The organism is Klebsiella sp. GW_Kp182, assembly GCF_040062275.1.
Lineage (GTDB): Bacteria > Pseudomonadota > Gammaproteobacteria > Enterobacterales > Enterobacteriaceae > Klebsiella > Klebsiella michiganensis.
Window position 1 is genome coordinate 398806 of sequence record NZ_JBEAFQ010000001.1, and the last position, 12625, is coordinate 411430.

At 54.9% G+C, this 12625-nt stretch carries 13 protein-coding genes; 3 read left to right on the forward strand and 10 right to left on the reverse strand.

Annotated elements, in window-relative coordinates:
• The first annotated feature begins 7 nt into the window (after positions 1-7).
• Positions 8-823, forward strand: a complete 816-nt coding sequence (locus ABLU88_RS01910) for a phytanoyl-CoA dioxygenase family protein (RefSeq protein ID WP_049102542.1) — start codon at positions 8-10, stop codon at positions 821-823.
• Between the two features lie 124 nt (positions 824-947).
• Here ABLU88_RS01910 and ABLU88_RS01915 read toward each other — a convergent pair whose 3' ends face one another.
• From ABLU88_RS01915 to ABLU88_RS01955, 9 genes are all read right to left on the reverse strand, one after another.
• Complete coding sequence (locus ABLU88_RS01915; RefSeq protein ID WP_042945062.1) at positions 948-1439, reverse strand: DinB family protein; 492 nt, start codon at positions 1437-1439, stop codon at positions 948-950.
• A 106-nt stretch (positions 1440-1545) separates the two neighbouring features.
• Positions 1546-2082 (reverse strand): dihydrofolate reductase family protein, encoded by a 537-nt coding sequence (locus tag ABLU88_RS01920; RefSeq protein ID WP_109240270.1) that lies wholly within the window; start codon positions 2080-2082, stop codon positions 1546-1548.
• A 72-nt stretch (positions 2083-2154) separates the two neighbouring features.
• Positions 2155-3273, reverse strand: a complete 1119-nt coding sequence (asd, locus tag ABLU88_RS01925) for an aspartate-semialdehyde dehydrogenase (RefSeq protein ID WP_201993937.1) — start codon at positions 3271-3273, stop codon at positions 2155-2157.
• A gap of 610 nt (positions 3274-3883) precedes the next feature.
• A complete protein-coding gene (locus ABLU88_RS01930; protein WP_048263736.1) occupies positions 3884-4246 on the reverse strand; it encodes a cupin domain-containing protein in 363 nt (120 codons plus the stop codon).
• 440 nt (positions 4247-4686) lie between these two features.
• Positions 4687-5256 (reverse strand): XRE family transcriptional regulator, encoded by a 570-nt coding sequence (locus ABLU88_RS01935; RefSeq protein ID WP_032749316.1) that lies wholly within the window; start codon positions 5254-5256, stop codon positions 4687-4689.
• Between the two features lie 439 nt (positions 5257-5695).
• The gene (locus tag ABLU88_RS01940) at positions 5696-6496 is read right to left on the reverse strand and encodes a hypothetical protein (protein WP_025107952.1); all 801 of its coding nucleotides are present in this window, start codon (positions 6494-6496) and stop codon (positions 5696-5698) included.
• 110 nt (positions 6497-6606) lie between these two features.
• Positions 6607-7530, reverse strand: coding sequence for an HlyD family secretion protein (locus tag ABLU88_RS01945; RefSeq protein ID WP_046877249.1), 924 nt, complete (start codon positions 7528-7530; stop codon positions 6607-6609).
• The gene (locus ABLU88_RS01950) at positions 7527-7742 is read right to left on the reverse strand and encodes a DUF1656 domain-containing protein (protein ID WP_014229155.1); all 216 of its coding nucleotides are present in this window, start codon (positions 7740-7742) and stop codon (positions 7527-7529) included. The genes ABLU88_RS01945 and ABLU88_RS01950 overlap by 4 nt, the downstream gene beginning before the upstream one ends.
• Entirely contained in the window at positions 7732-9771 is a 2040-nt protein-coding gene (locus ABLU88_RS01955; protein WP_046877250.1) for an FUSC family protein, read from the reverse strand. The genes ABLU88_RS01950 and ABLU88_RS01955 overlap by 11 nt, the downstream gene beginning before the upstream one ends.
• A gap of 77 nt (positions 9772-9848) precedes the next feature.
• On the opposite strand from ABLU88_RS01955, the gene ABLU88_RS01960 reads away from it, so the two are divergent.
• Positions 9849-10643, forward strand: coding sequence for a helix-turn-helix transcriptional regulator (locus ABLU88_RS01960; RefSeq protein WP_009653008.1), 795 nt, complete (start codon positions 9849-9851; stop codon positions 10641-10643).
• 74 nt (positions 10644-10717) lie between these two features.
• On the opposite strand, the gene ABLU88_RS01965 is transcribed toward ABLU88_RS01960, so the two are convergent.
• Positions 10718-11092: a helix-turn-helix domain-containing protein gene (locus tag ABLU88_RS01965; protein WP_025107948.1), complete on the reverse strand. Its 375-nt coding sequence runs from the start codon at positions 11090-11092 to the stop codon at positions 10718-10720.
• Between the two features lie 335 nt (positions 11093-11427).
• Between ABLU88_RS01965 and ABLU88_RS01970 the strand changes: the two genes are divergently transcribed.
• Entirely contained in the window at positions 11428-12603 is a 1176-nt protein-coding gene (locus tag ABLU88_RS01970) for an efflux RND transporter periplasmic adaptor subunit (RefSeq protein ID WP_032720794.1), read from the forward strand.
• Positions 12604-12625 lie beyond the last annotated feature (22 nt).

Here is a 12625-nt window from a genome sequence, read left to right on the forward strand (position 1 = left end):
GGCGACTATGCAAAACCCGAACTCCCCGCTTATTGATCAACAGACCATCGACCGCTGGCAGGCCGACGGCGTCGTGCTACTTAAAGGCGTGTTCACGCCGTGGATCGAGAGCCTGTCGCGCGGCGTCGCCGCGCTGATGGCGAACCCCAGCGAGTACGGTCACGCGCGAACGGTGATCCCCGAGGACGGCTCGGCGCCGTTTTTTCAGGACTATTGCAACTGGCAACGAATCCCGGAATTTCGCGATTTTGTTTTTCAGTCGCCGGCGGCGGAGATCGCCGCGGCGCTGATGGGGTCGCAGACGGCGAAGTTTTTCCACGAGCACACGCTGGTGAAACAGCCCGGCGGCAGTACGGTAACGCCATGGCACCACGATCAGCCCTATTACTGCGTGGAGGGGCGGCAGAATGTCAGTCTGTGGATCCCGCTCGATCCGGTAGCGGAGGCGATTTCGCTGCGCTGTATTCGCGGTTCCCATCGCTGGGACGATGAGTTCAGCCCAACGCGGTTTAACGGTTCAAAGCTCTATTCCCATTCGCGCTTTAAAGAGCTGCCGGACATTGATGCCCATCAGGAGGATTACGATATCGTCAGCTGGGCGCTGGAGCCGGGCGATGCGGTCGCTTTTCATTTCCGCACGCTGCATGGGGCAAAGGGCAATTCAACCGCCCGCGCGCGGCGGGTATTTTCCGCCCGTTGGGTAGGGGATGATGCGACATTCGCCGACCGCGGCGGCGTGACGTCGCCGCCGTTTCCGGGGCTTAAGCTTCGCGACGGAGAACAGCTTGTCGCCGATGAGTTTCCGCAGGTCTGGCCGCGGTAGCGGCGGCAGGGCGGGCGAGGCCCCGCCCATCTTGCAGCGAAAGGTTTTCACTCACTGACTGAGGGGATTGAAGCTCCTTAATTTTTTGCTTTAAGGGCTAAGGGAGGAAATTGATATGACTCGGTTACTCGTGGTTATGATCTCTTAGAAAGACGGTCAGTACGTCCTTGGGTGGGGTTACACCACTTTCTGAAAGTAGCCAACCTACAGCGCCGCGATGATATGTTCCGTGAAACAGCACATGATTGAGCATATCGACCGCCTTCATCTCACCAGGTCCGCCATCGACAAACTGGAATTTAATGGTTTCAGCAAGGTCAACGGGGGACATAGCATTGACGTATTGAATATACCAGTCTGTACATTCAGTCATCGTTCTCAGAAGTTCATCGGCAGAGGGCGTCTCTGGCGTGTTCAGTGCGGTGTAGGAGTGCTTCTGGCCGGTAATGTTAGCGCGGAAGATCATATCAACCACATGTATGTGATTCATTAATCTGAGCGTCAGATGGCGTTTTTCTGCATTCGCAGACGCATCAATTCTTTTAATCGCTTGTAGCGTTTCAATATCTATCCAGCGTTTGTATCTAAACAGCGTAGCTATTTTGTCAGTACCCATGCGTCACCTCTTTTATCTATTTTGTCATTATATCAGTAACATTCAGTACCGCTGGCAGGGCGGTACTGTTGCTTTAGCGTAGGCCGCCGTCAGGTTTATAGGCCGTTTATGACGTCAGCCGATAGTGCGACTGCACCAGTCCCGAAGGGAAGCTGCGGCTTGATAACAGCGTCAAATCAATATCCCTGGTCAGGGATCCGAACAATGGTTTTCCCGAACCAAGCAGGACAGGAACGGTCGTGATAACGATATCGGCGACCAGACCTTCGCGCAGGAACGACTGTATTACCTGCCCGCCATCCAGATAGACGCGATGCGCGTTTTGCGCCGCCAGGTCAGCAAGCACTTCCCCCGGCGTGCGGCTTGAGAGCTGCACTTTGCCCTTCAGCGTCTCGGGAATGGCGGTATCGGTTAGCTGTCGGGAGAGAACCAGCACGGGTCGATCGTAAGGCCATTGGTCAAAAGTCAGCGCCTTCTCATAGCTCCCCCGGCCCATAACGATCCAATCTTTGTCCGCGATGAATGCGGCATAGCCATGATCTTCTGTCGGGTCATCGCGCTGCAACAGCCAGTCGATATCGCCATCCTGTCGGGCGATATAACCATCAAGACTGACCGCGATAAAAACATGTGTGGTGACCATCAAGTGCTCCGTATTCAGCTTGTATCAATGCCGTTGAGTTTAGGGGTAGGTGTTTTGTCCACATAATATGATTCACGCTTTGCCAGCCAAAATATTCAACATGCGGCGCAATGGTTCCGCTGCTCCCCACAATAGCTGATCGCCAACCGTCAGGACCGAGTAGATCGGTTCATTGTTTAGCGACATTTTCTTGTAACGGCCAATACCCACCTTAAGCGAACCGCTGATACAGGCCGGTGTCAGGGTACTGACACTCTCTTCCTTGTTATTGGGCACATAGTTAACCCAGGGGTGGGAATTCATCACTAATTCTGCAAACTCCTCTTCGTTGACTTCACGCTTGAGCTTAAGGGTTATAGCAGCGCTGTGGCAGCGGATCACGCCGACGCGTATGCATAAGCCGTTTACCGGGATCGTACCGGGAGACAGGCCTAAAATTTTGTTGGTTTCCGCCTCACCTTTCCATTCTTCACGGCTATTGCCATCGCCTAAATCGCTGTCGATCCAGGGAATGATGCTGCCCATCAAAGGTGCACCGAAGTTCTGGGTCGGCATATCAGCGCTGTTAATCAATTCACTGACCTTATTAACTAACGGAAGCACTGAACCTGAGGATGCCAGCTCATCCGGAGATAAATGGCGGCTTATGTAGGCACTTTGCGCAATGAGTTCCCGTACATACTGTGCACCAGCACCCGATGCGGACTGGTAGGTCATCACACTCATCCATTCGATCAAGTCAGCCTTTATCAACCCAGCCAGCCCCATAAGACTCAGCGTAATAGAACAGTTGCCGCCGACAAAAAGTTTAATACCTTCTTTAATTGCACGATCGATATTGTTGCGGTTGACGGGGTCAAGAATAATGCAGGCTTTCTCATCCATCCGCAGCGCTGAAGCCGCGTCAATCCAGTAGCCTTCCCAGCCATGGTTAAGCAAAGCAGGGTATATTGCTTTGGTATAATCCCCGCCCTGGCAGGTTATGATGATGTCCATTTCGGCCAGCGCACTTACGGAATTAGCATCTTTAAGTGTGTAGCCGACACCATCAATGACAGGACCGGCGGCTCCTGCACTGGAGGTACTGAAAAAATGCGCTGATATATTGTCGAAGTCGTTCTCTTCGATCATTCGCTGTAGCAAAACAGAACCGACCATTCCTCGCCAACCAACAATGCCAACCTGCTTCATTTGCTTAACCCTAATTACGTTATGAGAATGTTAATTTTCTTCGAAGCACGTTATATCTCATTCCAAATTAAAGGTCATTACGAACAACATCCGATTCCATCATTATTAAAATCTTTCATCTGGCATCAGCGATTTTTATCTCTTTCACAGCTAAAAAATCATAACCTGTTGACCTGCGGCATTTGTATTTAAAGGCAAGAACAGGCTTAAGACATCTGCTTCTGGCACACAACAGCCAGACTGAACAAAGCCAGGGTTTGCAATGAGCGGGGAGCGGACGCTGGTTTACCGCGCCTTGTCACGGTAAATATCTGGCAGCAAGAGCCGTGCTTCGTTCAGTTAATATAGTGGAATCGATTTTTATTTGAGGTTATAGGGAAAAGCCGCTCTATGATCTTTCCTGTCCCTGATAGTTAATGAATAAGTAATAAATGAAGGTTAGCAAATAATGAAGTCAGTTCAGCCAACAATGATTGCCGCCGCCGAAACTCGCGGCGGTAGGGGAGTAATGGTGACTGACTCCTGATAAAACAGATCCTCACGCCCCGCCAAACCTGACGGGGAAGGAAATCTCTCTGTCCAGAACGTTCTGAGACGTCAGGAGGCGCGACTATAGTCTATCCAGCTTATGTACAGTACGTTCATTGACGATATTGCCCGTATTCAGCGTCGTTTTTGGCTCAAGTAAAACGACGCAGCACTCTTCAGTTAACGCTTCAGGACAATGCTCGGTTCCTTTCGGCACAATGATAAACTCACCCGCTTCAAGCACGATATCGCCCGTTCTTAACCCCATTCGCAAGCGGCCGCTGATAACAAGAAAAAGCTCGTCCTCATGCTCATGATGATGCCAGTCAAACTTTCCGGCTAATTTAGCCAGTTTGACATACTCGTTATTAATTTCGCCGACAATTTTGGGGTTCCAGCATTCGCTGAACAGAGCAAAACTTTCTTTTAAATTAACTTTATGCACTTATCTTCTCCGTCACATATATAATCCAGATGGATTTATTAGGCATAGTAAAAGAACCGACAATGGTAGCGCGGTGCGCCACCGGAAGGTCGATATTCATTGCTAAAAAACTCCGGCGGACCGAAGATAAATTGGCCGTAACATGGCCAGTTTCGGGCGCTAACAACTGCTTCGCATTGTGGCAAAATACAGCGCAGGGAAGCCAGTGCTGTTGTTCGAAATAACAATACAGTCAGCCCGCACGCAGAACAATGGGTTTCCCGGTTACGGGCGCAATAATTTATCAATACGAAATCAGTCGGCTGAATTTACTTCATTTTATTTATAAAATAATTTTCCGCCTGGCTTTCAGGAGAGCGTTTTTGTTTCTTTAAGTGAACACATGTCCGCTCTTCGGCATTTTATCAGAGGGCTCCTGGCCAGGTAATCGCGTAGAGGAGTTAACCTGGCTCGAGGTGAGTCATCACCACCGTTGCGCTAATCGCCGTCTCTTTTGAGCTGTATGTGTGCGCAACCTGCGCGGAGAAAGCGTAAAAATCCCCGGGTTCTAATGTGATGACTTCGTACTGACTAAAGCGCAGATGCAGGGTGCCGCTGTGAACCAGAATATGTTCATGCGACCCGTCTGAATGCCCGGGACTGTGGATGGTGACCTGCGGCTCCATTTGCAGCAACCATATCTCGGAGGTATTGCCGGGGCCGATGCGGAATTTCATCATTTGTGAATATTCGCCCGGCGCGGGACGATGCTTATCAAAACAGGGATATATCCTGCTGCCGCCGCTCAGTAAATCGCCAACCGGTAAACGTAATGCAGTGGCGATAGCGTCCAACGTATCGACACGGGGGCTGGAAAATCCTGACTCCAGTTTGGATAATGCCCCCTTTGAAACCCCTGACAATTTAGACAGGTCGTTTAACGAAATCCCCCGTGACTGCCGCAGTCGTCTTATTTTATTGCCGATATTTAATGACAACGCAGCAGGTTTATCGTGTCCTGAATCAGCCATTATTGCGACCCTCCCCGAGTGTGGCTTTCTCATATGAATAAACGCCCGCCCAGTTGTGATCGCGGTAAGGACATGACGATGCTGTCGCCGGCCTGATATATCATAGCTGCATCAACAGGCAGCAATTTATCACGCGCCCGCAATGCCTTGATACTCTATTTATCCATTCAGATGATCCCCCTGGGGTTTACAGACTCATGAGGGGCCGCCTGAAAAACGGGAAATATTGCACATCAAGTAAAAATTTTAGCGCTCAGATGTTGATGGCTGCTTTGAACGATAAGCCGGTCTTCAATGATTTGTATCAGACTCTCTGATGAGAGTTCCATTGGTCGCGAGTGGTTTCCCGGATAGCGGTGTTTGTCCTGGGATTTGAGTATTAGTGGCATCTTCCACGATAGTTTTACATTCCGGCCACTTAAGCGGCCGGAAGTATCGTTTAAACCCGTTCAGAATACGCTTTCAGCATGGCAAGGAGCGCCCGTCGTGCCGCATCGTCCGCGATATTTTCAGGCAGCGCATCAGCGCGCAGATTGATATAAGCGTCAACCGCCTTGCTGATGGCGATGCTGACGGAGTCACGATCGTGCGTGGCCAGCGTGGAGGTCAGCAGGCCCTCAGGATCGATATTGTGGCATTCAATGCGGCGAACCCCACGCTGCGGTAGATTGGCGCGGCGGTACAGCATCGGTCCCAGCACTTGCTCCCGGAAGAATGACAGCATACCCATCGCTTCGAAAAGTTCGCCCCTTCCCAGTTTAACCACCGCATAATGAAGCCAGATCCAGGCTCGGGACTCAAACCACTCCGGCGTCATGTCAGGCCACTGGGCCCGAAATTGTGCCAGATGTCGCTCCAGGGCATGGCGATCGCGAGAAAATAACACTACCGGCTCCTCAACGCGTTGAGTGAGCATGTCCAGGGTGACAAATTTCAGATCGACATGGAGGAGTTCAGGGCCATACAGGCATATCAGCAGGCGAGGCTCTCCGACATGTTCCCCGGTGAACGCATGCAGCAGGTTGCCTGCTGTTCCGGCGAACGCCACACGCTGCTCCATGATTTCATCGTAGTAGAGAGGGTCTACCACAACGACAAAATCCAAATCGGAGTATTTATCAAATCCGCCATGAATAAGCGATCCGCCCCCGAGCAGGGAGTGAATCCGGGCGTCAGACTGAACGTTAAGCTTGAGTTGCTCTGCAAAACTTCTGTGTAAATCGGGTAACGTACTAAGCATACTTTTTCCTGTTCACAAAAAATACAAAGCATTACAGAATATCGAGTTCGGTATATTCGGGCCAGATATTTTTGCAGGAAGCGTCGTTTCCTCATTGAGTCTCGGGTCCACTATGGGTGGATAGCCTGAGCCACGTAGCCCGATCCTCCGCTACGCCCGCCGTCAGGGTTTTCAGGCAGGATGGAAACGCTGGCGGATAGTCCCGCCACCAGTTCAATCCCTTCCGGTATCTTATCTAACTGAATACGAACGGGGACTCGCTGCGCAAGTCGCACCCAGCTGAAGGTGGGATTGACATCCGGCAGCCCCAGTCCGCCCGTCTCGTCATTGCTATCATCGATCCCCCGGCCGATACTCTCCACGTGCCCGGTGATGAGCGGGTCAAACCCCATCAGAGAAATGTGTGCGGCGCTTCCGACGCGAATATGACGCAGCTTAGTCTCTTCAAAATAGCCCACCACCCAGAAACTGTGCGCATCGATCACGGCGATCTTTGTCTCTCCCGCCGCGGCGTAGTCGCCGGGGCGGAGCCGAAGATGCGTCACGTAGCCGGTAACCGGGGCGCGCACCGTTGCATGGGATAAATTCAGCTGCGCCAGTTCCAGCGCAGCCAGCGCCCCCTGATAATTGGCCGCCGCGACGCGCGCTGCGCTGCCTGTTTGCTGGATATCCTCGCCGGAAATGACCCCTTTGATGAGCGCGCGTCGCCGGGCGGCATCCTGGCGCATCAGCATTTCATGACGTTTTGCTTCGACGTCGGCCTGCGCGCTGAGCACCGCCAGCTTCAGCCAGCGCGGGTCGATGGCATAAAGCACATCGCCGCGGTTAACCCACTGATTATCCCGCACTGCCACGCTGCTCACCGGCCCGGAAACATCCGGCGCAATCTGCACCACATCTGCCCGAACCCGGCCATCGCGCGTCCAGGGCGTCTGCGCATACTGTTTCCAGAAAATAAACGCCACGCAGGCCGCTACCGCTACTGCGATTAACGTCAGCGCGTAACGGCCCAGCAAAGAGAAAAAAGATTTCATGCGAATAACCCCAGTGTGGTCAGGCCCTGCAAAAGCAGGAAAAAGGTCACGATATAGGTTGAAACATCAAGCAGCGGGCGTAAGGGCAAGCGGCGGTAAAGCCTGCTGCAGGAGAAAAGCGGTACGAGTAGCAGCGTACAGACCAGGGCAATGAGCGCGGTCAGCAGCAGTCCGGGGATAAAAACGCCCCCGATATTGATGTCATTTATCATGGGTGGGTTCCTCGTTCTGCGTCCGTAACGCGCAGTGCAGATCGACCAGTCGGTCGACAAACTGGCATGATTGTTCCTCCCTCGCGGGCAAGCAGCGGTTCGCCATGGCGGCAATGCGCTCGCGTAAGGCTTCGGTCTCCGTTGTGTGGGTAAGACGAGAAAGCACCTCGTGGATATCGCTGCCGGCGGGCGTTTCGCAACGGCGCAGGCGCATCACGCAGAGGCCTATGCGCAGAAAGTGCACCAGGCGATCGAGCGCCCGGGCGGAGGACTGCCCGCTGCGCGGCAAGCGTGGTAGCAGCAGGGCGGCCCGGTCGATCATCAGATTGGTCCAGTGCGTTTCATCGCCTTTAAATACGCCGCTCACGCTGCGGCGAATATCGCGTTGGCACAGTTTCAGCAGACGCTTTATCGCCGCGTCCGCCTGTACGGTTTGCAGCAGACTCATGCCGATAACCGCAAAGCCGGTCGCGAAAAACAGGGCGATCGCGGTGTTGGCCGCGTCGGCGAAGTCGCCGCTGTAGCGCGCGCCCAGCTCGCACAGTACCGGCAGCGTCAGGGTGATCCCCATGGCCATAAAGGTCGTGGGGGGCCGCGCCTGCAGCGATCCGGCAAGCAGATAGACCGGGGCAAGCACCGCCACCAGCACGGGGAAATCGCTGAGCGGAGGAAGCAGGGCGAAGCTATAGATAAGGCTTATCACTACGCCCCAGACAGAGCCGATAATATATTTCACAATATGCGGGGCCGGCGTGTCGAAACTGCCAAACAGCGTGCAGCAAACACCAAGAATTGACACCGCCGTGCCGCCATCGGGCCAGGCAGAGTAAATCCATAGCAGACAGCCGCTCAGAATGATGACAAAAGCGCCCAACGCCGTGCGGGCGGCGCTGAGGGGATCGCGATGGAAAACGTATCCTGTCGCCGCACGATCTTCCGCCTGCGCTGGCGCAGGCCTGGCGTGATGAATGGCCTCCGAAAGCCGCTCACACTGTTGCAGTAGGGTAATCAACTCAGCGATGTAGCGTAAGAAATTTACCCGCAGCGCATCTTCATAGGTCAGCGCCTGCGCCGCGAGCCGCTGCGCTAACTGCGCGCTGCGCTGGTGCAGCGCTTCTGCGGCGTTTTTGCGTTGGCCGGTATCGTCGCAGGTCAGCCAGACCTGCACGTCATTGAGTAGAGCCTGCATCGCGGCGGGCATCTCGGCGATGATCTGCAAACGATCGCGCACTTCGCCGTTGACAATCACTAACCGCGCCAGCCTGTCATGGAGCGCTTTCCTGGCCTGGCGGGCCGGAACCGAAAGGGCAAAATCATACGGGATATGGTGGCTGATACCCTGCAGAAACTGTAGCGCCAGCGCCAGATGCAGCGGCTCTGACTGCGCGTCGGCCTTGCCTGCCAGGGTGTCGGCAATCCGCTGGCGCGCGGCGTGCAGCGTCTGGGCTAATTTGCTGTTGAACAGCCCTGATATCCGGGCAGGTAAAATGTAGCGGTGAATCAGCGCGGCGCAGACGATACCGATCGCGATTTCCTGTACCCGGATGAGGGCGATGTTAAACACCGTGCCGGGATCGGCGACGGCGGGAAAACCAATCAGGCTTGCGGTATAACCGGCCAGCACAAAGGCATAGGCGCGGGGCGTGCGTTCAAGCAGGGATAAATAGAGGCAGAAGGTGATCCAGCCTGCCAGAATCACGCTACATAGAATTGGCGTATTCACAAACGTCGGCACAATCAATACCGTGGCCCCCGCGCCGGCCACGGTACCGGCCAGGCGATAAAGGCTTCTGCTCAGGGACGCGCCCACCGAGGTTTGCGACACGATGTAGACGGTGATGATGGCCCATGAGGGCCGTTCAAGGCCAATCGCCAGGGCAACGTAATAGGCGAGCATCGCGGCGGCAAAACTCCTGACGGAATAGAGCAGGGCATGGGCGTCGCTCAGCAGCGAGGGAGAGGCTATGCGGCCTGACCAACGGCTTATCGCGTGTAAAAAACGGCTGTGATGGGAAGTTAATGTGCTCATGCCGGGAATTATTCCCGCTTTGCGCGTCTCCTTAAATACTCTATTCTGTCAAAAAATACCTAAATGTTGCCAATGAGATGCCATCCAGACTTGCCCATACCCTGTTTGATCCCGATAGCACGCCGAGCCCTGCCGTCGCGCGGCATATTGATTTCGTTGATTACGCGGCAGAAGTGCCGGTTCATACCCACCGCAAGGGACAACTGATCGTTGCCCTCTATGGGGCGGTGATTTGTCGTGCGGAAAACGATATCTGGATAGTGCCGCCAGACTGCGCGGTGTGGATCCCCGGTGGGATCCCGCACAGCGCCAAAGCGACCTGGAATGCGCATCTCAACTATTTGTTTATTGAACCCGGCGCCGCCGCGCTGCCGGAGAAATGCTGCACGCTGGCGATTTCGCCGCTGATTAAAGCGTTAGTTGACCGCTTAACGAATGCGGACGTCGATTACGCCGCGGAGAGCCATGTCGGCAGGCTGACCAGAGTGACGCTCGATGAGCTGGCCACCATGCCGCAGCAGAAGCTGAGTCTGCCGGTTTCGGCGCATCCTAAGATCCGCGCCATGGCGGATGCGCTGGTCAGCCACCCGGAGGATCGCAGCACCTTTAAAGTTTGGGCGAAACGGCTGGCGCTCAGCGAGCGCTCATTAGCACGCCTGATGCTGCGCGAAACCGGTCTGACCTTCGGGCGATGGCGTCAGCAGCTGCATTTGATTATTGCCCTGCGGGAGCTGGCGAGCGGGGTATCGGTGCAAAACGTGGCGGCTAATCTGGGGTATGAGTCGGTCAACGCGTTTATCACCATGTTCAGAAAAACGATGGGGAGCACCCCCGCGCACTACTTTGCCGGTCGAAGAACGGCAGATCCCTGAGCGGCGCGCAGGCTGGATGCGGAGTGAGGCGCTTAATATCCGCCGCGGCCACAGCGCCGCGGCGAGCGCAAAATTTAGTCAGAGAAGGGCGGAGGCGGCTGGCGTAATCCCGTCGTATCCGGGTTGCCGATGCTGCGGCGCCATGCGCCGGGGGCCTGGCCGAACTGACGCTTGAAGCTGCGGTTGAAGGACTGCTGGGAGTCAAAGCCCAGGGCGATCGCCACGTTCAAAATCGGTTCGTCGCTGTGGGCTAAGCGCTCGACCGATTTTTGTAGCTTTTGCGCGCGAATATACTCGGCGAGAGGATAACCGGTATGCTCCTTAAATAGCCGCTGCAGATGCCATTTCGAATAGCCTGCTCGCCTGGCGACGGTGCCAATATCCAGACGGCTATCAAGATTGTTGTCGATCCAGTCGAGTAAATCGTGAATGAATGCGCCAGTGTTCATCTGATGTACCTCTACGCAGCGTCTAAAAAAGCATCTTTATCTGTTGCATTTAAAGGTGGCCCGTTTTTGCACTAATTGCAAGTTTTATTGTTGCATTTAAATCCATGCCGGAAACGCGCCATTTTTAGGCGCCAGGAATAGCACATAAAGTGCAACAATTATTCTTGCACTAAATTTAGCGCCTTCCTACAATCGCCGCGATAGTGTATTCGCAACTGTTACAATTTTGTGGCGATGAACGACACAAATGGCCTTAAGCCAGCCCGGACAAAGGAAGTGGCGCGGTGTCTTCCGCTGCGTCTTGCCCGGCGGCTACCAATACCGGAATAAAAATAATGAGCCTGCAAAAATACTGGGGTAACTTTCATCTAACTGTGCCGGGCGTGATGCTGCTCTCGGCGCTCCTCGTTGGATGCGATGAGGGCGTCGCGCAAAACGCCGCGCCGCAGGCGCCCGCCGTCAGCGCCGCTGATGTGGTCGTCAAATCCATTAGTCAGTGGGACAGCTTTAACGGTCGGATTGAAGCGGTGGAAAGCGTCCAGCTGCGACCCCGCGTCTCCGGCTACATTGACAAAGTGAATTACACCGACGGCCAGGAGGTGAAAAAGGGGGAGGTGCTGTTCACTATCGATGACAGAACCTATCGCGCCGCGCTGGAACAGGCGCAGGCGACGCTGGCGAGAGCCAAAACGCAGGCCAGCCTGGCGCGAAGCGAGGCTAACCGTACCGATAAATTAGTCAATACCAACCTGGTCTCCCGCGAAGAGTGGGAGCAGCGTCGCGCCGCGGCCACCCAGGCGCAGGCCGACATTCGCGCCGCCCAGGCGGCAGTCGACGCCGCGCAGCTTAACCTGGACTTCACCAAAGTGACCGCGCCTATCGATGGCCGCGCCAGCCGGGCGTTGATCACCAGCGGTAACCTCGTCACCGCCGGCGACAGCGCCAGCGTGCTCACCACGCTGGTGTCGCAGAAGACGGTTTACGTCTACTTTGACGTGGACGAGTCGACCTACCTCCATTATCAAAATCTCGCCCGCAGCGGGCAGGGCGCGTCCAGCAATCACCTGGCGCTGCCGGTGGAGATTGGCCTGGTTGGCGAAGAGGGCTACCCCCATCAGGGCAAAGTGGATTTTCTGGATAATCAGTTAACGCCGAGCACCGGCACGATCCGGATGCGCGCGCTGCTGGATAACGCGCAGCGTCAGTTCACGCCGGGTCTCTTTGCCCGCGTCCGCCTGCCGGGCAGCGCGGAATTCAACGCCACGCTTATCGATGATAAAGCGGTGTTGACCGATCAGGATCGCAAATATGTTTATGTCGTTGATAAAGAGGGTAAAGCGCAGCGCCGTGATATTACGCCGGGCCGTCTGGCCGACGGTTTGCGCATCGTGCAGCAGGGGCTGAAGCCGGGCGACAGAGTCATCGTCGATGGTCTACAGAAAGTGTTTATGCCGGGCATGCCGGTTAACGCGAAAACCGTGGCCATGACCGCCAGCACCGCCCTCAACTGATCCCTTGACCTGAGAATCCAAC

What these genes read in the sequence shown, in the direction of transcription:
- ABLU88_RS01910 (WP_049102542.1), top strand. Translation starts at nt 8, where the DNA reads ATGCAAAACCCGAACTCCCCGCTTATTGATCAACAGACCATCGACCGC.
- ABLU88_RS01915 (WP_042945062.1), bottom strand. Translation starts at nt 1,439, where the DNA reads ATGGGTACTGACAAAATAGCTACGCTGTTTAGATACAAACGCTGGATA.
- ABLU88_RS01920 (WP_109240270.1), bottom strand. Translation starts at nt 2,082, where the DNA reads ATGGTCACCACACATGTTTTTATCGCGGTCAGTCTTGATGGTTATATC.
- asd (WP_201993937.1), bottom strand. Translation starts at nt 3,273, where the DNA reads ATGAAGCAGGTTGGCATTGTTGGTTGGCGAGGAATGGTCGGTTCTGTT.
- ABLU88_RS01935 (WP_032749316.1), bottom strand. Translation starts at nt 5,256, where the DNA reads ATGGCTGATTCAGGACACGATAAACCTGCTGCGTTGTCATTAAATATC.
- ABLU88_RS01940 (WP_025107952.1), bottom strand. Translation starts at nt 6,496, where the DNA reads ATGCTTAGTACGTTACCCGATTTACACAGAAGTTTTGCAGAGCAACTC.
- ABLU88_RS01945 (WP_046877249.1), bottom strand. Translation starts at nt 7,530, where the DNA reads ATGAAATCTTTTTTCTCTTTGCTGGGCCGTTACGCGCTGACGTTAATC.
- ABLU88_RS01950 (WP_014229155.1), bottom strand. Translation starts at nt 7,742, where the DNA reads ATGATAAATGACATCAATATCGGGGGCGTTTTTATCCCCGGACTGCTG.
- ABLU88_RS01955 (WP_046877250.1), bottom strand. Translation starts at nt 9,771, where the DNA reads ATGAGCACATTAACTTCCCATCACAGCCGTTTTTTACACGCGATAAGC.
- ABLU88_RS01960 (WP_009653008.1), top strand. Translation starts at nt 9,849, where the DNA reads ATGCCATCCAGACTTGCCCATACCCTGTTTGATCCCGATAGCACGCCG.
- ABLU88_RS01965 (WP_025107948.1), bottom strand. Translation starts at nt 11,092, where the DNA reads ATGAACACTGGCGCATTCATTCACGATTTACTCGACTGGATCGACAAC.
- ABLU88_RS01970 (WP_032720794.1), top strand. Translation starts at nt 11,428, where the DNA reads ATGAGCCTGCAAAAATACTGGGGTAACTTTCATCTAACTGTGCCGGGC.